Source organism: Corynebacterium halotolerans (genome assembly GCF_050107895.1).
GTDB lineage: Bacteria > Actinomycetota > Actinomycetes > Mycobacteriales > Mycobacteriaceae > Corynebacterium > Corynebacterium halotolerans_B.
On record NZ_JBNILW010000024.1, the window covers coordinates 1 to 20,829 of the forward strand.

The 20,829-nt window shown below is 61.4% G+C and carries 15 protein-coding genes and 2 pseudogenes; 11 read left to right on the plus strand and 6 right to left on the minus strand.

The genetic code is table 11. The features are described from left to right. Positions 1–105 (plus strand): annotated as a pseudogene (locus ACQCVD_RS14920) (IS5/IS1182 family transposase); the annotation flags it as partial. Then, positions 102–401: a hypothetical protein gene (locus tag ACQCVD_RS14925; RefSeq protein ID WP_426824574.1), complete on the plus strand. Its 300-nt coding sequence runs from the start codon at positions 102–104 to the stop codon at positions 399–401. The pseudogene ACQCVD_RS14920 and the gene ACQCVD_RS14925, both read left to right, overlap by 4 nt. Positions 402–521: 120 nt before the next feature. On the opposite strand, the gene ACQCVD_RS14930 is transcribed toward ACQCVD_RS14925, so the two are convergent. The 3 genes from ACQCVD_RS14930 to ACQCVD_RS14940 all read right to left on the minus strand — a co-directional run bounded on the left by ACQCVD_RS14930 (position 522) and on the right by ACQCVD_RS14940 (position 2,873). After that, entirely contained in the window at positions 522–953 is a 432-nt protein-coding gene (locus tag ACQCVD_RS14930) for an OsmC family protein (protein ID WP_426824575.1), read from the minus strand. Between the two features lie 307 nt (positions 954–1,260). After that, positions 1,261–2,085 (minus strand): Abi family protein, encoded by an 825-nt coding sequence (locus ACQCVD_RS14935; RefSeq protein ID WP_426824576.1) that lies wholly within the window; start codon positions 2,083–2,085, stop codon positions 1,261–1,263. Further along, positions 2,082–2,873 carry a transposase family protein gene (locus ACQCVD_RS14940; RefSeq protein WP_426824577.1) on the minus strand — a complete coding sequence of 264 codons (792 nt, stop codon included), beginning with the start codon at positions 2,871–2,873 and terminating at the stop codon, positions 2,082–2,084. The genes ACQCVD_RS14935 and ACQCVD_RS14940 overlap by 4 nt, the downstream gene beginning before the upstream one ends. 901 nt (positions 2,874–3,774) lie before the next feature. Here ACQCVD_RS14940 and ACQCVD_RS14945 point away from each other — a divergent pair. Then, on the plus strand, positions 3,775–5,013 hold the full coding sequence (locus ACQCVD_RS14945) for a CynX/NimT family MFS transporter (RefSeq protein WP_426824578.1): 1,239 nt from the start codon (positions 3,775–3,777) through the stop codon (positions 5,011–5,013). Between the two features lie 36 nt (positions 5,014–5,049). On the opposite strand, the gene ACQCVD_RS14950 is transcribed toward ACQCVD_RS14945, so the two are convergent. From ACQCVD_RS14950 to ACQCVD_RS14960, 3 genes are all read right to left on the minus strand, one after another. Next, entirely contained in the window at positions 5,050–6,171 is a 1,122-nt protein-coding gene (locus tag ACQCVD_RS14950) for a glutamate--cysteine ligase (protein WP_426824579.1), read from the minus strand. A gap of 416 nt (positions 6,172–6,587) precedes the next feature. After that, positions 6,588–8,072 carry an MDR family MFS transporter gene (locus tag ACQCVD_RS14955; protein ID WP_426824580.1) on the minus strand — a complete coding sequence of 495 codons (1,485 nt, stop codon included), beginning with the start codon at positions 8,070–8,072 and terminating at the stop codon, positions 6,588–6,590. Between the two features lie 282 nt (positions 8,073–8,354). Next, positions 8,355–9,314 (minus strand): AraC family transcriptional regulator, encoded by a 960-nt coding sequence (locus ACQCVD_RS14960; protein ID WP_426824582.1) that lies wholly within the window; start codon positions 9,312–9,314, stop codon positions 8,355–8,357. A 168-nt stretch (positions 9,315–9,482) separates the two neighbouring features. Between ACQCVD_RS14960 and ACQCVD_RS14965 the strand changes: the two genes are divergently transcribed. The 8 genes and pseudogenes from ACQCVD_RS14965 to ACQCVD_RS15000 all read left to right on the plus strand — a co-directional run bounded on the left by ACQCVD_RS14965 (position 9,483) and on the right by ACQCVD_RS15000 (position 20,445). Beyond that, entirely contained in the window at positions 9,483–10,694 is a 1,212-nt protein-coding gene (locus ACQCVD_RS14965) for a cytochrome P450 (RefSeq protein ID WP_426824589.1), read from the plus strand. 4 nt (positions 10,695–10,698) lie between these two features. After that, on the plus strand, positions 10,699–11,739 hold the full coding sequence (locus tag ACQCVD_RS14970; RefSeq protein ID WP_426824583.1) for a 2Fe-2S iron-sulfur cluster-binding protein: 1,041 nt from the start codon (positions 10,699–10,701) through the stop codon (positions 11,737–11,739). 603 nt (positions 11,740–12,342) lie between these two features. Continuing rightward, positions 12,343–12,792: pseudogene (locus tag ACQCVD_RS14975) on the plus strand (universal stress protein); the annotation flags it as partial. Between the two features lie 200 nt (positions 12,793–12,992). After that, positions 12,993–13,190 carry a DUF2613 domain-containing protein gene (locus tag ACQCVD_RS14980; RefSeq protein ID WP_426824584.1) on the plus strand — a complete coding sequence of 66 codons (198 nt, stop codon included), beginning with the start codon at positions 12,993–12,995 and terminating at the stop codon, positions 13,188–13,190. A 12-nt stretch (positions 13,191–13,202) separates the two neighbouring features. Continuing rightward, on the plus strand, positions 13,203–16,370 hold the full coding sequence (locus ACQCVD_RS14985) for a DUF3367 domain-containing protein (RefSeq protein ID WP_426824585.1): 3,168 nt from the start codon (positions 13,203–13,205) through the stop codon (positions 16,368–16,370). 454 nt (positions 16,371–16,824) lie between these two features. Further along, on the plus strand, positions 16,825–18,078 hold the full coding sequence (gene wecC / locus ACQCVD_RS14990) for a UDP-N-acetyl-D-mannosamine dehydrogenase (protein WP_426824586.1): 1,254 nt from the start codon (positions 16,825–16,827) through the stop codon (positions 18,076–18,078). A gap of 645 nt (positions 18,079–18,723) precedes the next feature. Continuing rightward, positions 18,724–19,632: an IS982 family transposase gene (locus ACQCVD_RS14995; RefSeq protein WP_426824587.1), complete on the plus strand. Its 909-nt coding sequence runs from the start codon at positions 18,724–18,726 to the stop codon at positions 19,630–19,632. Positions 19,633–19,725: 93 nt separating this feature from the next. Further along, positions 19,726–20,445 (plus strand): DUF6270 domain-containing protein, encoded by a 720-nt coding sequence (locus ACQCVD_RS15000; protein WP_426824588.1) that lies wholly within the window; start codon positions 19,726–19,728, stop codon positions 20,443–20,445. Positions 20,446–20,829 lie beyond the last annotated feature (384 nt).

Here is a 20,829-nt window from a genome sequence, read left to right on the forward strand (position 1 = left end):
GAAGCGTTTATTGCTTTAGCTAACGCGGTGATCATTGTGCGTCGGCTCATCAAGCAGGCCTGGAGCACCTACCGCTGGGAGACCCGTCCTGACCGCCGGCCATGACCCCTATCCGCGCGATCTCTTATCTGGAGATCACCCTGCAGGTCAACGAAGCCGACCGGGAAGCCGCCGCTGGCGTGTACCAGCAGTACAAGCAGCCCTTCCTGGATACCGCCACCGGCGCAACCAGCAAGGACCTGCTCATCCGCGACGAGGACGTCCAGGTCCTGCACGGCTTCGACACCGCCGCCAATGCGCAGGCGTACCTGAGCACCGAACTGTTCACCCGCGACGTGGTGGGCGGGCTCTCCCCGTTCCTGCAGGCGGACCCGGAGATCCGCGTCTACGAAACCGCTTGATGGCAGGTGTGACCGGGTAGGCCGGCCGCCCATGACAGACCCCGCCCTCCCGCGGACTTACCGCGGGAGGGCGGGGTCTGGTGCGTGCGGTGGCCACACAGCCGGCAACGCTGGCTCCGGCTAGACGCTCCCCGACTGAACCGATGTCTCCGTTTCCACACCGTGCTTCAGAGTGCGCTTGACGGTGCACAGCTTCTCGATGAACTTCTCCGCCCGCGCGATGAGCTTTTCCTGCTTCCTAGGATCCAGCTCCGTCAAGTCAGTGTTGATAGTGGTGATGAGCTTTTCCAGGCGATTCTCTTCAGAGTTCTGAACCGCATCCACTGTGGTGGTGAGGTCGAAGTCCTCACCCAGCTGACTGGTCAACTGGGGCTCTGCGGACATGGAGGCACAGCCGGCGATCGCGACCTGCAGCAACTCCACCGGGGAAAAGACACCTTCTTGCCCCGGTTCCCCGATGCGCAGCTCGGCACCACCAGCACTCCTGGCGGTATAAGTGTTCACTCCGCTACGCGTGACTGTGACGCTCGGAATCGGCTTGTCCGCTGCCATGGAAACCACGTCCTTCTGCCTCGAAAAATTCTCCGGTACTGATGCCGCCGAATCTACTGCATGGGCTTATCCAGTGGTTGAGACATAAGAAGCCCGAGCACCCGCCACTGGAACCTTTTATTATCGACGCCGCCAGCGCCTGGCTTCTCGGGAACTCGGAAGCGATGCGAAGTGAACTCGAAAATGGCGTACACGTCGGACTCGGGTCTCCTCCTAATCACAAGATCGATCACAAGGAAAGAAACCCCGATCTGTTTCTGGTTAAGCCCCAGCTGATCTCCCGGTCCTCCATGCTGCCGGAATACGATCAATTCCAGATCTCGAAGTCCCGCCAGCCTTCGGGAAAGCCCATCTCGGCTTCGCGGCGCCCTACAGGAAGTGAATCGGCAACCAGATTCCGTAGCCGAAGCCTCCAATCATCTTGAGGGTTGATACGCACCGTCATCAATGCAAGTACCGCCAGTGACGCATAAGGACGCGAAAGCATCTTGGGACTCTTGAAAATCCCTATATGAGCTACTTCAGGTATGGCTTTCATCATCCGCGGGCTCATCCGTTCTGTGACATTGACGTTCCAAAACCGAGAATGGTGCGCGCAGACATTGCGAATATAGTTGAGGTTTTTCAACCAGTCCTGGAGGGCGCCGCCATGCCCTACATTCGACGCGTCAAAGAGCCCGTATGTTGCAGCGATAGAATCCCGGTCCTGCTGCAACAAGCCTGCGTAGAGCCTAGATAAACCGCCAAAGTCGAGGAGTTCGGTCACCACCCACACTGGGAGCGGCAAACCGTATTTCTTCTTGAAGTGCTTGACGAAGTCTGCCTTCGATCGCCCTTCTTCTTTCTCCCTCAACCCCAACCAGCTGGCGTGAGCGGAGTTCTTCCATTTTGCGAGCGCGGGCGGCGGAGAGGACCTGCCAGCGAACTCATCGCTGAGTGAATCCACGTCAGTGTGGGCAAAAGCACCACGCCGACCAAGAGTATGGCCGACCTGGAATCTCACTGCCACTTCCACCCGTTCAAGGGCGTCGAGTGTCAAAAGACGCAATCGCCGGTCGAAATCATACACTTCCGCCACATTGGCAAGCGTTGTTCCTTCAACGAACTCGTCAAGGGCTAGAGGCTTATTCATAGGCCGTTGTAGAACATCATTCCGATGATTGCTCGGATGACGTTTGTGAAGTCCTTGATCGGGCGGCGATATCTGGTTTTAAGGATGTGCCAGTTCTTCAGGTGTGCGTTCACTCGCTCGATGACGGCCCGGTAGCTGTTGACCTGTCGGTTGTAGTCTTTGTCTTCTTCAGTCAGGTTGCCGTTTTTAGGTTTCCGGATCGGGTGCGTGCAGCTCCATCCGATGTAGCCTTTGTCGGCGGTGACGTTCCAGGACTGCCCTTCGGGGGCGGGGAATTCAGACTCCCGGATGCACCGGAGGTCGTGCCAGGACCCGGGTTTCGGGTCGGAGACCCACATCAGGTGTCCGTCGAGATCACAGGCGACCTGGAGGTTGAGCCCGGTGGTCTTGTGTTTCCCCGAGTAGAGGTCGTGGTGGTCTCTCCAGTCCCAGCAGGTCACCAGGGTGCCATCGACCACGAGTGTGCCGGCAAAGGTCTGGAAGTCTGCGGGAGTGGGCCGGTGTTTCTCGAGCAGGCCAGCGATCAGGTCGGTGAAGGTGCTGATGATGCGGGAGACGGTGGGCGGGGAGACGCGGTAGGTTGTGGCGAGTGCTTGTTCGGTGCGGTTTTCGCTGAGGTAGTCCAGGGTCAGCAGGACACGGTCTTCCACGGTCAGAGTGCGCTGGCCGTAGGGCACATCGGCGAGCTGGTCGCAGTGCTCGATGGTCTCGATCAGGCCGAGTAGTTGTGTGTCATTTAGTGGGGCCGTAGTCTTGGTGGTGGGACTGTTTGTTGGGTTTTTCTTCACACATTAATCGAAACAGGCAGTCCCTTTTTATGCGTTCACGACACGCCACACGAGCGGCGATCGGACTGGGAGCGCTAAACCCCTATGAATAAGCCTCCTACTGTCGTCCCCTTGCTGATGGTGCGTTTTCGGAAGGGATACCAGTATCCGCTCAACCGGTAGTAGCCCACTCGATTCAATAGCTCTGCGGCTTCTCCCCGGTCTCCGACGTCACATCCCCGCTCCGTCAAAAGGTCAAGCTGTTCGTCAACACTCAGATAGGGCTTCTCGTAGGACATGACAGCATCTTAAACAGAGAGCCAGCCTCCCCCCTCGTACAGAACGAGACGGAAGGCTGGGCGTGATGTCTCAAGGATAGATGCCTGGGACGGAAAAAACAATCGTTCATTGTTGCTTTTTGTTGCCGGTTGTTGCTTGCTGTTGCTGATCATCACAGTCACACAAGCCACCATTCACCTCGCTCGGAGCGTCCTTAGTCGAGGAAATCACTGCCCTACCAGCTGAATATAATTCGATTTCAGGTATGTAGCGGTCTCAGTGATGTCACACCCCGGGAGTTCCACCCGCTGGCCACTACGCGTGACTGTGACGCTCGGAATCGGCTTGTCCGCTGCCATGGAAACCACGTCCTTCTGCCTCGAAAAATTCTCCGGTACTGATGCCGCCGAAACTACCCCACCGCTTCAGTCAGCCGGCTCCACGGAGCACCCGGCCCCACCAACAGTCACTTTTGATGGATGAGCCCGTTACCCGCGTAGTTCGCCAAGCCGCGACACTCCGCAAAAGGGCCCGCATCCCGTCCCGGCCATTAACCCATGCTGTGAAAAACGCCGGTAAAGCCGGGGGAACTGGGCTAGGATCCCCTACTTATAGCTTCTTCCTACGCCAGGAGTTTCACAGCATGACCACTGTCTCGCAGCCGCTTCCCTCCACCCGCCGCCGGTCCGGCAACGCGACGTGGATCGTCGTGGTGGTCTGCGGCGTCATCGCAGCGATGCACATCTGGAAACTGCCCAGCGCACTCACTGATGTCCAGGCTGATCTGAGCATCAGCCTGGTGCAGGCCGGTCTGCTGCTGGGGCTGGTGCAGCTGGCGGGAATGCTGGGCGGAATTCCAGCCTCCATCCTGGGCGAGCGTGTGGGGCTGCGCCGGACCGTGCTCCTCGGCCTGCTCCTTCTGGTGGTGGGCACGGCGATCAGTGCGCTGGCCACGGCGTCAGAGGTGATGATGGTCGCCCGCGCGCTGGAAGGCATCGGATACCTCGCGGTGGTCGTCATGGCTCCCGCGCTGATCCGCCGTGAAACCCCGACTGACCGGTTGACCATGGCCCTGGGAGCCTGGACCGGGTTCCAGGGGATGGCCACCTTCATTGCCGTGCTGGGCGGCTCGCTGCTGCTGCAGGTCACCGACTGGCGCATGTGGTACTGGATCATGGCCGTGGTGACCGCCGTCGGGATTCCGCTGCTGCTGAAGAACACCGCCCCGGATCCCCCGCGGGAGGGCGGGGTGGGAGCGGCCTTCCGCCGCGTCTGGGTGACCGTGCACAGCTGGAAGCCGTGGGTCGCCGGCCTGGTCTTCGCCTGCTACACCGTCCAGTGGACCGCCGTCATCGGGTTCCTGCCCACCATTTACGGGGAGTACGGCGTGGGCTCCGTGCTCGGCGGGGCACTCTCGGCGGTCGCGGGTGGGGTCAACGCCGTGGGAGCGGTGCTGGCTGGGCTGCTGTTGCGGCGCGGATTCGCCGTCCGCCCGATGGTCATCACCGCCTTTGGGGTCATGGCGATCACCACCTTCGGCGTCTACGCTGTCGACTGGTCTGACCTGCCCGGCACGTTCGTCCCCCAGTTTGTGCTGGTCTGTGTCTTTTCGATGGTCGGCGCCCTGATCCCCACCTCCATGTACCGGATCGCCGTGGACCTGGCCCCGCCAGGTGGTTCACCACCCGGGGTGATCGGACTGATGCAGCAGACGCAGAACACCGGCAATTTCCTGGGCCCCATCCTGCTGGCGTGGTTGGCCACCCAGGCCCAGGGCTGGCACACCTCCTGGTGGCTCACCGCTGCGGCCGGCGCCCTGGGCGTCGCCTTGATCATGCTCTTCTCCGAGAAACGGCTGGGCTTTTCCCTGCGGGAGAGGTAAGCGACGACGCGCCGGGATGTGCGCTCCGCCCGCCTCTCACCCCTCCGCGTACTTCGCCGCGCCATCGCGGTGCGTGACTCCCAGGGCGAACTCCACCACGTCCCGCACCTCCCGGCGCGACGCGAACACCTCACGCTGCCAGCGCGCCCCCGGCCCCTCGCTGAGCATCTCGGACACCACCTCCGCCACCATCGTCTCCTCCCCGTATTCCACCAGCACGGGCCGGATGACCTCCATCAGACCGGCCACCACCTCCACGGCGGGCGCCGGCGCGCCGGTCATGGGGTTCACCAGTTCATTATCGACGCCGCGGCTGCTGGCCTGCCAGGACCACGCCTGCAATGCGGAGGTCGGGGTAGGGACCACCGGCACCCCTGCCTCCCAGTGCCGGATGGCCGTCTCCACCAGGGCACGGGCGATGGTGGCCAGCACTGCAGCGTGGGTGCTGTCCAGGCACACGTCCGCCACCCGGATCTCCAGAGTGGGTTGATGCTCGCAGAGCCGGGCATCAAAATAGATCATCCCCTTATCCAACGGAACCTTGGTCGCCAGCAACATGCGCTGATGATGATCGTGAGCTGCGGCGGAACCAAAGAAATCAGTGGGTCCGGTCAGCGGCCACCGGTTCCATACCTGATAGCGATAGGATGAGAAACCGGTGTCCACGCCCTGCCAGAACGGGGAGTTTGCACTCAGCGCGAGCAGCACCGGCAACCAGTCCCGGATCCGGTCCAGCGCAGCCACACCCTCCTCCTGTGATTTGATCAACACGTGGACATGAAAACCGCAGGTGAGTTGCTCCACGGCTGTGATCCCGAAGCGCCGGTGGATGTTGTGGAAACGCGGCTTCGGAATCAGATGGGTGTCCACCTCCCCGGGGACGGTGGACAGTGCCACCACCCGGCCACCCACGCGCGACGCCGCCGCATCAGCGAGCTTGCGCCCGGCGCGGATGCACTCCAGCTGGCCGAGCAGCGTGGTCTGGGGCGGGGAGACCACCTCGATCTGTTCCTGCTTGAACTCCAGGGTGATCTCATGATCGGTGTCCGAGTCCTCCTGCTGCAGGGCCACCAGGCGCTCCGCCGCCGGCAACGGAGCCAGGGTGACGGCATCCACCAGCAGGAGCTCCTCTTCGACGCCAAAGGTGCGCTTGGTCATGACGACCAACGATCATCGTCGCCCCGCAGTGCAGACCGAACCAGCGGTAGTGCGCAGGCGATAAACCTTGCCACGATGTCCTCCCAAGGACGAGAACCAGTATTCCGTCAGAATACTTCCTCGAAGGGGTGACATACAGCCTTTTCATCCGATCCAGCGTGCAGGTCCACGTGCGGCGCTGACAGGTCCCGGCCGTTCCTCCTTGGCCTCAGAGATGATGGCAGGGTGTTGTTGCCCAGACCTGGAGGGAGAACCATCGGTGTGGGACCATCCGCGCCGCGTGCTGCTTCCCCTGCCGGCGATTTCCTGCGGTCAACACTGCTCCCCAGCCCTCCCATTGGAGTGTGGTCCATAAGCTGGCAAAACGATGGCCAAGGGCGGGAAGTCCTTGCGGCAGTGGGTGCAAGTCCTAAGGATCAGGAGTCACGCCCCGGTTCCACTTCGCTGATCGTCTCCGCCCGGGAATCCACCCGCGTGATGAACAGGGAGAACACCAGCGCAACCACGGTCAATACCGCCGAGGTCAGGAAGGCCGAGTTCGCGCCGTCCGCCAGCGCGACGGTCTCCGGGGTTCCGGTCTCCTGGGCGGAGGCGCTGACCCCGCTGTAGATGGTGATCATTACGGCGGTGCCGGCTGCTCCGGCGAGCTGTTGGAGGGTGTTGAGGATCGCAGAGCCGTGGCCGTAGAGGTCCTTCGGCAGGGAACCAAGCGCGGTGGTCATCAGCGGGGTGAACAGTCCTGCCAGGCCGATGGAGAAGATGACGTGGACGGCGATGATCAGCCAGACCCGGGAGTTTTCATCGGCGGTGGACAGCCAGAACAGGCTGCCCACCACCAGCACCATGCTCGGCGCGATCAGCGGACGCGGGCCATAGCGGTCATAGAGTCGACCGGCGAACGGGGAGAGAACTCCCTCGAGTAGACCGCCGGGCAACAGCACCAGACCCGCAACGAGGGCGGTGACCAGCAGAGAGCCCTGCAGATACAGGGGCAGGGTGTTGAGCACGCCGAGCATCGCCCCGAACAGCGTCAGCAGCACGATCAGGGAGAAGGTGTAGTTGCGCACCCCGAGTGGGCGCAGATCCAGCAGGGCCCGGCCCTTCTTCGCCTGGTTGAGCTGGCGCCAGATGAAGAGCACCACGCCCACCAGGCCGACAACCAGGATGATCAGGGCACTGCGCTGGCCTTCGAGGATCAGCCCGATCGAGCTCAACCCGTAGACCAGGCCGCCGAAGGCGAAGACCGAGAGGATCACGGACACCAGATCCAGTGGGGCGGATGTTGGCTCGCCGAGGTTGATCAGCTTGAGGGCGCCGATGCCCGCGGCAATCGCCACCAGGGGCACCATGAACCAGAAGATGCCGTGCCAACTGGTGAAACTCAGGATCACACCCGCCACGGTGGGCCCCAGAGCCGGCCCGACCGCCATCACCACCGAGATCAACCCCATGATCGCGCCGCGTCGTTGCGGCGGAACCAGGGTCATGGCCACCGTCATCAACAGCGGCATGACCACCGCGGTCCCGACCGCCTGGGAGATGCGTGCGATGAGCAGCACGGTGAAAGTCGGTGCCAACGCTGCGATGATAGTGCCGACCAGGAAAGCTGCGGCGGCGAAGAGGAACACCGACCGGGTGGTGAAGCGCTCCAGGAGCCAGCCGGTGGTGGGCAGCACCACCGCCATGGTGAGCATGAAACCGGTGAGCAACCACTGCGCCGTGGCTGCGGTGATGCCGTAGTCGGCCATCATGGCGGGCAGGGCGACAGACAACGCGGTCTCATTGAGCATCATCACGAAGGCGGTGAACACCAGCACCGCCAACACCGCCTTGACGGGGCCGGGGATGATCGATGCTTCAGAATCAGGGACGCGGGAACCCGCGGCAGAGGGGGAGGACATGAGTGTGGTCAACCTCAGAGAGAAAATGGCCCCGCTTCGGGGAGAAGGAAGGCGCAACAGGGCGCTGACCGAGGGCATTCTACCGGGGCCATCCGGGGCAGCAAGGCGGGGGCTTCGGGTGCTTATCGACGCCGCGGTGGGACCGTGGTGATCACGTGCTGCGGGGAATACTCGCTAAATGTCCATCACGGCTGCAAACCTGAGGGACCGTTCGTCCCGACTCCGGCTGCTGAGATTCTCGGCAATTCACCGAACAGTAGCATTGGGCACGAGTGCTGGCGTCTACTCTTCGCCTGCGCCGGTCGCCGTTTCTGACGGGGTGTATCCAAAGCGTTTCCGGAACTCTTGTGCAAATCGACCCAGGTGATTAAACCCGCAGGCGTAGGCCACCTCGTAAACCGTTGTACTGCCGGTGGAGGCAGCGAGCAGGCGGTGCGCATGGTCAAGGCGAACACGCAATAGCCATGCTGTCGGGGTTGCCCCGACGTAATCGCGGAACGCCTGCTGCAGGCGCCGTCGCCCGACACCAGAGACCGCAGCCATATCGTCCAGGCTCCATCGCCGACCCAAATCCTGCTCCACGGCGTTGCGAACGCGGCGGATCATATACGGGCCAGGGGGAGCGGCCCCGAATTCTGGCGTGAGGAAGACTGCCATCGGTGCAGCGACAGCCGCCACAAGCGAGTCCCGGAATGCAGGCAATGACGTTACGGCCGGGTCTGAGATCATGTGTTCTGCTGACGACCGGATGAATCTCACCCATGAGCGCCCTTCATCAGAGCGCAGATCCAGCGTGGCTGGAGCGATCTCCTCCAGGGGCGCGGAGACTGTCGCATCAACAGGAAGGTGATTGTGGAGAGTGCCGCGAGCCATCTTTACGCCCAGGACCTTCGCATCCGCACCCCAGTAGGTGATGGTGCTGCGCTTTCCCGGAAGGAACACGGCGGCCTCGCCTGGCCCCGCGGTGTGCTGTTTTCCGTCCCGTTCCCAGGACAGCGATCCTGCCAGCACAATATTGACCTCGTAAGCGTCCTGTGCATAGTCACATTCGAGCGAGATGTCTGTTCCCCACTGGATTCGGCCCAGGGTCAGTGGTCCAAGTTCCAGGGTGCGCACAACACCAACTGTGGCCGGTCGGCTGATTTTCTGCAGATTATGGGGGAAGTAAGCCCGGGCGACAGCAGCCTGCATTTCTTGCAGATCGCAGGAGCTCAGAACCTGAACGGGGCTGATTTCGGCCATGGATTATCTCCAGAAGAGGAACCTGTCAGAGATGGGGCAACAGGGATGGTGCATATTTCGGATAACCGGTGCGCACCCGGGATAGGCGAACTGTGACTCACAACATAGCATGCAATGAAGTGGGATCAACCACACACTGACTGAGAGGATGTAACGATGACGGTTGCCATGCAACAAACCCCCCAGTGGATCGCCGATGTCTCCATGCAGGAGCTGGAGCGTAACCCGTACCCGTTTTACGAACGCCTAAGGAATGAAGCGCCCCTGGCCTTCGTGCCTGTACTAGGGGCCTACGTTGCCTCAACCCGGCAGATGTGCGAGGAGATCGCACACCACCCGAAGTTCGGGGGAGTGATCACTAAAGCTGGTGGCCGCACTTTTGGCCACCCGGCTGTTATCGGTGTCAACGGGGATATCCACGATGATCTGCGCTCGATGGTGGACCCCGCCCTGCAACCCTCTGAAGTAGACCGCTGGGTTGAGGACCTGGTTCGCCCCGTCGCACAACGCTTCGTCGCAGAAATCGAGATGAACGGCTCCGCCGACCTCATGTCCGAATACTGCGAGAAAGTCTCGGTGCGAGCTGTGGGCGATCTGCTAGGTCTAGCATCCGTCGACGAGGCCACCCTGCGCGACTGGTTCCACCGCCTCAGCCACTCCTTTACCAACGCCGGACTCGACGACAACGGCGAGTTTGCCAACCCCCGAGGATTCGATGACGGCGACGCAGCGAAAGCGGAGATTCGCGCTATCGTCGATCCACTGATCGATAAATGGATCGAACACCCTGATGACTCCGCGCTGTCCCACTGGCTCCATGACGGCATGCCGGAAGGGCAGACCCGTGACCGGGAGTATCTGTATCCCACGCTGTTCGTGTTTCTTCTCGGCGCCCTCCAAGAACCTGGTCATGCCATGGGGTCGACACTGGCAGGGCTTTTCTCTCAATCGGAGCAGTTGGAGGCGGTCATTGACGAACCGGCGCTACTACCGCGGGCGATCGCCGAAGGGATGCGCTGGACCTCGCCAATCTGGTCCGCTACGGCACGCATCTGTGAAGAAGACATTGAGATCGATGGCGTCCTTATTCCGGCCAATACCCCGGTCATGATGTCCTTCGGTTCTGCCAACCATGACACGAACGCCTATGACGCTCCCTCAGAGTACGATCTGCGCCGTCCTCCCCTGCCGCATCTGGCCTTCGGCGCCGGCAAGCACGCCTGCGCAGGAATCTATTTCGCAAACCACGTCTGCCGTATCGGTCTTGAGGAACTGCTGGACACCTTGCCCAACCTTGAACTGCAACCGGACCACGAGGTCAATTTCTGGGGCTGGGGCTTCCGCGGCCCCACCGAACTACCTGTCGTCTGGGAGGTCTAACACTATGAATCAGTATACTGTCACTACTACAACCGGCGATCACATCCAGTGCGCAGGGGACCAGTCCCTGCTAGATGCCGCACTTCGTCAAGGCGTGTGGCTTCCGAACTCCTGCAACCAGGGAACTTGCGGCACGTGCACCGTACGCGTGGTTGAAGGCACCGTCGACCACCACGATAGCCCCCACGTCACCTTGTCTCCCACCGACCGCACGCAAGGGTTGGCCTTAGCTTGCCAAGCTACTCCGTCTGGGGACATTGTCATTGAGCCGGAGAACGGAGCCGGCGGTACTGTCGCTACCCACCCACTGCGTGACTTCATCGGAACGGTAATTGCTGTGGAAGATATTGCCGCAGATACACGTAAGGTCGTACTGCACCTCGATGATCGGATCGGGTTTACCCCAGGTCAGTACGTCGAACTCACCATCCCAGGGACCACCGGTCAACGTCACTATTCAATTGCCAATGTCCCCGGGCCCGAGGGCATGACCCGTGAGATTGAACTGCATATCAAGCGTCATCCCGGCGGGCTCGCCTCCGATAGGTGGGCATTTGGCGCCCTGTCTGTTGGAGAACAGGTTGAAGTCAGCGGCCCGTTAGGAGACTTTCGGTGCTCAGACCTCGAATCCGAGGGCGGTGTCATCATGGTCGCCGGTGGCACAGGGTTGGCTCCCATCCTGTCTATCCTTCAGACACTATTGGCCGCCCATCCAGACCGAGAAGTGCATCTCTACCAGTCAGTACGCACAGAAGAAGAGCTTTACGCACGGGATCTACTGGCGGAACTAGCGGCACGGCACCCGAACCTTGTCGTGAAACCCTGCCTGACTCGTCAGCTTTGGGACGGGCGAACAGGATACGCCTCTGAGATGATCGTCGAGGAATTCGGAACTCTTCGTGGGTGGTCCGGTTACCTCTGTGGTCCACCTGCACTTGTCGAGGCAGGGCGCCGCGCCTTCAAACGACGGCGAATGTCACCACGGCGGATTCATTGGGAGAAGTACACCCCTGCCGTCACTCAGGACGTCATGCTGCTGACCTAGCCTATAGGTCTGTCCAGGCAGTCGAGGCTCCAGCTACAGAACGAGGCTGGAGCCTTTCTCTCCTGAACATACGCGAGCGAACTTGCTGAACGACCAGGAAGAAAGCTTTGTTGCCAACATGACGTCATCTCCGTGGTCACGGAAGGAAAAAGCAAGACTGCCATACCGAAATGTCTTTACGGCTTTACACCCTCATCCGGTCCTCACTACTTGACTGGCAACCTCTTTCGCACGACCCCCCAATTATCTCCATTGCCAGTGATTACTGCTCTTGCAAATCCAAAGCTCCCCTGCGCCCACTCCCCCACCGCCGATAGGCTGGATCACGTCATCATCGAATAGCTCGAAGGAGCCGTCGTGTCTGAACCAGTGAACCCCGCAACGCCGGAGCGGCCCGCTAACGCAGGCGCGCCCACCACCCCAGAGCAGCCAGCTACTCCCGGAGAGCCCGCTAACGCAGGCGAGTCTCCCAACGCGGAGCAGCCCGCCCACGCCGGCAACGCCACTTCAACAGGCAACGCCACAACGCCGGAGAACCCCACCTCCCCAGAAACCGCCGCAGCGAACCTCGAGGTTCCAGCAGAACCCCGCGACTTCACCACCATGCTGATCGCCTTCGACGGCTCCGGTGAGGCCCGGCATGCCTTGGAGTACGCCGCCGCCTTGCTCCGGCCCCGGCACGTGGAGATCCTCACGGCTTGGGAGCCGCTGCACCGGCAGGCGGCCCGCGCGGTGAGCATGTCCGGCCTGCATCAGGCAGACTGGGGCACCGGCCTGGAGACGGATGATCCGGCCTATGAGCAGGCGCGTGCGATCTGCCGGGAGGGCGTGGAGGTCGCCGAGTCCCTGGGTCTGAAGGCCCGTGCCCACATGGTGGAGTCGGCCACCACGATCTGGTCGGCGATCGTGGACGCCACCGCCGAACTGCGCCCGGACGTCATCGTCACCGGCACCCGCGCGATCAGCGGCTTCAAGTCCCTGTGGCAGTCCTCCACCGCGGACAATATCGTGCACAACGCCCGCATCCCGGTGTTCGTGGTCCCGCCGATGGACTGCGGCCCGGAGGAGAAGTCCCGCAACAAGCACGCCGTAGCCGAAACAGACCGCCCCGCCCACGCGGCGCCCACGCAGAAGACAGCAGGAGGGGAAATCCCGCAGGTGTCCGGGATGAACCGGAACCGCACCGAGTAACCACTGCAACTTTTGCGCCGCCCACATCAAGGACTGCGCATTTCCTGTTATCCTGACAAGTCATGGCCTACAAATCTGACTCCCTGAACCGCCGCTCCCTCGGCCCGGCGATCGCCAGCGCGGTCGTCGGTATCGCCATGGGTGTCGTCGCTGTGCTCGGGATCGCGGCCTTCTCCGATCAGGACGCCGTTCCGCACGGCAACGCCGTCACGGCGGAGGATGCCATGCTCGGTGGCCCGGAGTACGGCACCCGCCAATAGCCCGCGATCCACGTGAAACGCGGGCTGCACCCTCACCTGCTCGGCTGGCTCCTGCTGGCCGTGGTGATCTTCGCGCAACCTTTCGGACTCACGGCAGCGGACACCAAGCATGACCTGATGGCCAACCCCGCGGGCTTCCTCGCCGGCAGCCTGCACGCGTGGACGGACACGTTCACGCTCGGCCAACTCCAGAACCAGGCCTACGGCTACCTCTTCCCGCAGGGCCTGTTCTTCCTGTCCGCCGATCCCCTCCCTGACTGGATCGCCCAGCGCATCTGGTGGATCATTGTCATCGGCGTCGGCTTCTCCGGTTTCCACCTCCTGGTCACCAGGCTGGGCATAGGCACACCGGCTTTCCGCTTCCTCGGGGCGATGCTCTTCGCCCTGTCCCCGCGCACGTTGACCACGCTCACGGCCATCTCCTCGGAGACCTGGCCGGTCATGCTCGCTCCCTGGGTCATGGTTCCCCTGTTGGGCCGGCTCACCTTCCGCAGCGTGGCCCTGGCCGTCCTGCCGGTGGCCGCGATGGGCGCGGTCAACGCCACCGCCACGTTGGCCGCCTGCGTGCCCGCCGGCCTCCTGCTCCTCTGGCGGATCATCCGGCGGGACCGCGGCGCGGCCCGAGCCCTCGGGACCTGGTTGCTCGGCTGTCTGCTGGTCAGCCTGTGGTGGATCGGTCCCCTACTGGTGCTGGGCCGCTACTCCCCGCCGTTCACGGACTACATCGAGTCCTCCTACGTGACCACCCGCTGGCTCAACCTCGTGGAGATCCTGCGCGGCACCACCAGCTGGTCCCCCTTCGTGGACACCGAACGCACCGCCGGCAACCTCCTGGTCAGCGAACCCGTCTTCGTGCTGGCCACCGTCATGGTCGCCGCCCTTGGCCTGGCCGGGCTCACCTCCCTGCTCCGCAAGAGCAGCTACCTCGCCGGTCTCTGGGTACTGATGCTGCTCACCGGCGTCGTCATCCTCGGCATGGCCCACGGCCCCCTGGGATCCTGGTGGCTGAGCTTCCTGGACGGCGCCGGCGCCCCCTTGCGCAACCTCCACAAGTTCGACCCCCTGGTACGCCTCCCACTCATGGTCGGCCTCACCGCGCTCGGCTCCCATCTCCGCGTGCCGACGTCCCTTTCCGCCATCCGCGAGCGCTCCTTCCCCACCCGGCGCACCGCCGTCGCCGGGCTCGTCGTCCTCATCGCACTCACCGCCACGGCGCCGGCCTGGACCGGCCGCCTGCTGCCCCGCGGCGCCTATGAGGAAGTGCCCGAGTACTGGCACGAGGCCACGGACTTCCTCAACACCCATGCCCAAGACACCCGCACGCTCATCTACCCCGAAACCTCCTTCGCCCGGCAGACCTGGGGCTGGACCCGCGACGAACCCGCGCAGCCGCTGCTCGACGTCCCGTGGGCCGTCCGCGACGCCGTTCCCCTGGTCAACCCGGAGGCCATCCGCGGCCTGGACGGGGTGATGGCGGTCCTCGAGGAGGATCCGGAAACCGGTGCGGCCGCGTTGCGACGCCTCGGCATCGGCGCCGTGCTCGTCCGGCACGACCTCGAATCGGACCCCGCCACCGCCGAACAGGCCGCCGAGGAACTGCCCGGGGAGCGCCACACCTTCGGGGAGGTGGACGTGATCCTGCTGGACCCGCAGGCGGACATGGCAATCACCGCCGAGGAACCGGTGCAGGTGGCCGGCGGTGGCGAGTCCCTGGCGCTGCTGGACTCCATCTACGGCCCCGGCCCCAGGAAACTGGTGGACTCCGGCGCGGAGGTCGTCACCGACACCCCGATGCTCACGGCCCGCAACTACGGCACGCTCGACGGACCGGTGTCCGCACCGTTGGCCTCCCTCGCGGAGGGCTCGGACGTCCACAACGCCGTGAAGGATTACCCTTCCGCGGGCCCACTAACGAAGGTGGTGGAATCCGGCGGCCGCGTGGTGTCCAGTTCGTCCGCCTCCGACGCCACGAGCTTCGGCGGGGCGGATCCGGCACGTTCCCCGACGGCCGCGGTGGACGATGGGCCGGACACCGCCTGGTTCCCCACCCCGGGCACCGCCGAAGGTGAGTGGCTGGAGCTGCGCGGGGACTTCCCCGAGCCAGTGCTGGAGGTGACCACCACCGAGGACACCACGCTGGTGATCAGCTCCGGGGAGGCAGCCGTGGAAGTGGATGTGGCAGCCGGCGAGACGAAGGAAGTTGTGGTTCCGGGTGGGGCGACCGATGCCGTGCGCGTGACATTGACCGGACACACCGGCATCTCCGAGATCGGGCTGCAGGGCCAGGACATCACCCGCACCGTCACAGTCCCGGACACGTCTCCTGAAGTACGCCAATTCCTGTTCCAGCGGATGTTCGTGGACACCGGCATCCTCATCCGGGAGTTCACCGCCCCACGGGACATGAGCCTGGAGCTGGAGACATCCGGCGAGGAACCGGTGGTGATCGACGGACAGGAGTACGCCGCCGGGGACACCGCGGAGCTGCCGGCGGGGCAGCACGAGCTGCGCACCGAGGCCGAGTGGGTCAGCCTGAAAGAAGCTGGTTTCGAACCCTCCGTGCCCTTCGAGGACACCGGCGAGGTGATCACAGCGGCAGACCAGGAACGGCTGCTGCTGACCGGGCGCTCTGCCAATCCGGGGCTAACGGCGACGATCAACGGAACCGAGTTGGAACCACGCGCGGTGGACGCCGGCACCCAGGCTTTTGTGATTCCCGCCGGTGTGGGCGGTCAGGTGGAGTTCAGCTTTGCCGGCGAGCGGGCCTATCAGGTGAGTCTGTTCGGCGGTGGTGCCATCGGGGTACTGACGGTACTCGGTGCGATTGCGGTGGCGATATTCGGGCGACGGACCAGAAATACTGAGCCTTATGAGCCACAGATGATGGCCTGGGAGATGGTTGCCCGCGCCATTGGGATCACCGCCGGAGTAGCGGGAATGACCCTGGTGGTCGGCTGGCCGGTACTGCCCATCACCGTGGCGGCTTGGGCGATCCAGCGGTTCACTTCGATCCCCGATTGGTTGCTGGCTGGTGCCCCGGTGCTGATGGCAGGTGCTTGGCTGGCCAGATCCCCTTGGCCGACTGTGGGATATGCAGGAGATCAGGAGATTGTAGTTTGGGCATGTTCACTGGGAATAATCGTTATGATGCTCGGCCATTCGAACAGGCTAAACCATTGATAGAGCGCGCAAACTGAACAAATGAAACAAACCACTGCAGGGCTTCGGCCAATCGCCGCTAGACGCACTGTCCCGCCTTCAATACCAGAAATACAGGACAAAGTACAAAGGTAAAAACTGTCCGCGCTACAACCCAGTGCTCGAGAATAATGTTGGAAAAGCCGTTCCAACGGAGACGCTTTTTGGGCAAGCCCCATGTTGCACATCGTCAGTGAAAGAGTAGCGTATGCCACTATTGTTCGTTTCTTCACCCGATGGTCTGAAACGTTGTGCCTAACCGGATAACATTAGCGGCGTTCCGGTTAAATCACAGAGAGCCAATGCCATTCCCCTTCGTGGAGACTCGACTGTTTGCGACGCTATCATGGAATACTTGCGGCGTTTGTCTAGGTTTCTTGCCCAGGTCGATTAGCAAGTTTGTACATCTACACTTGAAACAAGTTAGGACTCTAGAATGACTTCACCTACCGTTGCGTTTGTCGGACTCGGATACATCGGGTTGCCCACCGCGGTGGTCATGGCAAACAGCGGCGTAGATGTCACTGGCGTTGACGTCAAAGCTGAGAATGTTGAGCGCATCAATCGTGGTGAAGTCACGATTGTAGAGCCAGGGCTTGAAGACGGGCTCCAGGCAGCAATTGCTTCCGGGAACTTCCGGGCCACCACCGACATGGTGCACGCAGATACGTACATCGTCGCTGTGCCTACTCCGTTCACCGAAAATTATGAGGTGGACATGAAGTACATCTACTCGGTAGCCGAGTCGATCGCCCCGACTCTGGAAGGCGACGAACTGGTCATCTTGGAGTCCACTTCCCCGCCTCAAACCACCCGTCGCATGGCAGAAAAAATTCTTGAGCTCCGTCCTGACCTTGTCGCCGATGGCACCGACAATCGCGAAAACCGTCCAGTGATCTATTTCGCTCACTGTCCGGAACGCATTCTTCCAGGCAATGCGATGGAAGAGTTGATCACCAATGACCGCATCATCGGTGGTGAAACTGAAGAGGCTACGCGCCGCGCAACGGCGGCTTATCGGTCCTTTTGCAAAGGCGAGCTACTGGGGACCAATGCCGTAACCGCTGAAATGGCCAAGCTGACTGAAAACTCCTTCCGGGATGTAAATATAGCTTTCGCCAATGAATTATCACTGATTTGCACCAACCTTGGTGTTGATGTGTGGGAACTGATCGAACTCGCCAACCATCACCCCCGCGTAAATATTCTTCAGCCTGGCCCCGGTGTCGGCGGCCACTGCATCGCAGTCGACCCCTGGTTTATTGTCTCCTCTGACGTAACGAACTCTCGTCTAATTCGGACGGCTCGTGAGGTCAATGACGGCAAGCCTGCTTGGGTTGTGGAACAGGTGATAAAAGCAGCTGAAGAGACCCTGGCCAAGAACATTGCCATTCTCGGCCTTGCGTTCAAAGCCAACATTGATGACCTTCGAGAATCCCCCTCTCTTAGCATCACTCAAGCATTAGCCGAAAGAATGAACACTAAGACCCTCCTTGCCGTGGAACCCAATATTGAAGCTCTTCCAGAAACCTTATCGAAGTACGGGAACATCGATCTAGCAGCTACAAACGAAGCTATTGAAGAGGCAGAGGTTGTCGTTCTTCTCGTCGACCATAAGGAGTTCAATGGGGTCACTGCAGCTCAGCTCAAGGGGAAGAGAATCATCGACACCAAGGGGCTCTGGCGCTAAGAAGCGCTTCATTAAACTATGACGGATGGAACCCAACACTGAGGATTGATGCCACTTCCGAGCTTTTAGCTCGATACTAATTCAATCCGACTATCGAAATATAGAACAACTGGCGGCGCCGCCCTTTCTGACTAGAGGAAGAAAGTGGAAGGTTCCCCCTCGTCGGCATAGGGCTAGGTATTGTAGCGCGAGCCCGCCCTCACCTTCGAGGGTAGTTTGTTCAGTATCCTCGGACATGGCCTGCTTCTCCTTCAGCAAATCTAAGAAACCAGAAATGGTGTACTTCCACCACAACCGCCCAGACGACAAGTAATCTATAAATGCATGTATATTTCACCACTTTGGCCCGTAAATCGGCTCTTCCGGTTTACCAGGTTACCCTGAGTCGGCACCTAGCCTGCGGGCCGAACTAGACCGCACCAAGGTCGATACGGTCGGGATTGGATAACGGGTTCGTACCTTACGGAGGACGGACGTGGGAGTTACTGTCGTGCGGAAACCCGCAGAACCTACAGCGAGTGGAGGTGTGGCCCCACTTTGTCAGCTCCTAGATGATTGATTCCAAGGGGAGTCGCTACCCATGAAACACAGCGAGAGTGCCCAGAATCGAAGTTGTACCCCATACAACAAGCCCGAAAGCCTGGCATGGACAACGATCTGGACACCCTCGCCACCGCACTCTACGTCACCACCGACGATTTCATCACCACCCATCCCCACCGGGCACCCGACCGCCCGGCCGTAGGAATCCAACCACGCATCAGCGACGCCGAACTCATCGTCCTGGCGATCATGGAGACCCTGCTGGGCTTTACTTCGGAGCGCCGTTGGATTCGATTCGCCCACACACGACTGACCAGCATATTTCCTTATGTTCCGCAGCAGCCGGGTTACAACAAACGCCAGCGCAACCTCACGGTCCTGATGCAGCACGTCATGACGCATCTGGCTACCTCGACCGGCCTGCTCGACGATGATGTGTGGGTCGTGGATTCCACCCCGGTGGAATGCGGCCGATCGAGGGAAACGGTGAAGCGATCAGACCTGGCCGGCTACGCCGGGTACGGCTACTGCGCCTCGCATTCCCGATTTTTCTGGGGTCTGCGGTTGCATCTGGTCTCCATCCTGCACGGCCTGCCGGTCGGCTACACGCTCACCGGGGCGAAAGCCGATGAACGCGCCACACTGCTGTCGATGCTGGATGCGGTGCCGGTGGCCGTGCCGGCCGGGCAGATCATCATGGCGGACAAGGGCTATAACGGTGCCTGGTTGGAAGACGAGCTCACAGGCGGTGCTGTCGAGCTCATTCGGCCCGCCCGGAAAGGAGAAACCCCCAGGCCAGGAAAGCAATTCTTGAAGCCGCTGCGGCAGACCATCGAGTCGGTGTTTGACACGTTGAAAGGCCAGTTGGGGCTCGAGCAACACGGCGGCCGGACCATCTCCGGGGTGCTCAGCCGGGTGATGCGACGGTTGTTGGCGCTGACCGCAGTGATCTGGCACAACCACACCACCGGCCAACTGGTCTTAAGATCCCTGACCGCATACGACCACTAAACCCCCAGCACACCCCTGGAATCAGTCATCTAGGGAAATATCCTCTTCCTTTCGCTACGATTGCTTCCACTGAAAGGAGCACCTTTGACAACTGTGAGTATCTGGGGATCCTGCATCTCACGCGACACTCTCGACCTTGCCGCCACGTACGCTGACCAACTAGATGTCGGTAGTTACGCCGCCCGCCAGACTTGGATTAGCGCGACTAGCAAGCCCCTGCCCTATCCAGGGGACGATCTGACCTCTAACTTCCAGTCACGGATGGTGAAGGGCGACTTTGCATCCAACGCCCTGGAGACAATCCTCAAAGCGGAGTCGAAGTCAGACGCTATCGTCCTGGACGTGATCGACGACCGCTTCAGTACTGCCGAGGTGCCGTCCGGTGAGCACTTCACCTACTCGAGCACCGCTCAGAAAGCACAGGTTGCTGAGGCCCACCCGAGGAAACGTCTCATCCGAACTGGCTCTGATGAACACGCGGAACTGTGGTCACAGGCCGCACAGCAGGTACGTCAAGAGCTCGACCCGTTCATGGATAAGGTCTTTGTTTTCGGCGGGCCCTGGGCCGTTGCCGATCAAGAAGGAAACAACCTGAAGCCCCACCTAGGTAAGTCGATTGAGGATTGGAATACGACCAACACGTGGTTCCTCGAACAACTCAAAGACCTCGGCTTCACCGTCTTGGAACTTCCCGACGAGCTGGCCATCTCAGACACCAACCACCGGTGGGGCGCCAGTCCTTTCCACTATCTCCCGGCCGCCTACGACTATTGGGCGGGAGAGATGCTCGAAAGACTGGGGCGCAAGAGCTAACCAGCCAACTGGCTATAGGGGCCGACCACCTCGAAGTAAGCGAGACGGATTGCCCCCGGCTCCGGCGACCATGTCGAGGTTAGCGTCTATCGTAATTTTCACGGCGACGATCCAGTGTTCGTCTTCAGCCATGCACTGGTCTAGGTACTCCCTGGCCTCTCCAGTTGACTCGAATGGCCCTTCCGGCAGGTACCAATATGACTTCAAGGACCACACTTCACCGACTGAACCGGCCGGAACAGAACAGATGGATTGGGGGCTCTTCCGTTTTTAGAGTGCATACCCCGGCCCGATAGCAGCAACCCATCCTGGGCACCCCACCACAAGATGTAGGGGTCCCCGGTGCGAAGATGAGAGTTACCACACGCTCATACTTTCGCCCCG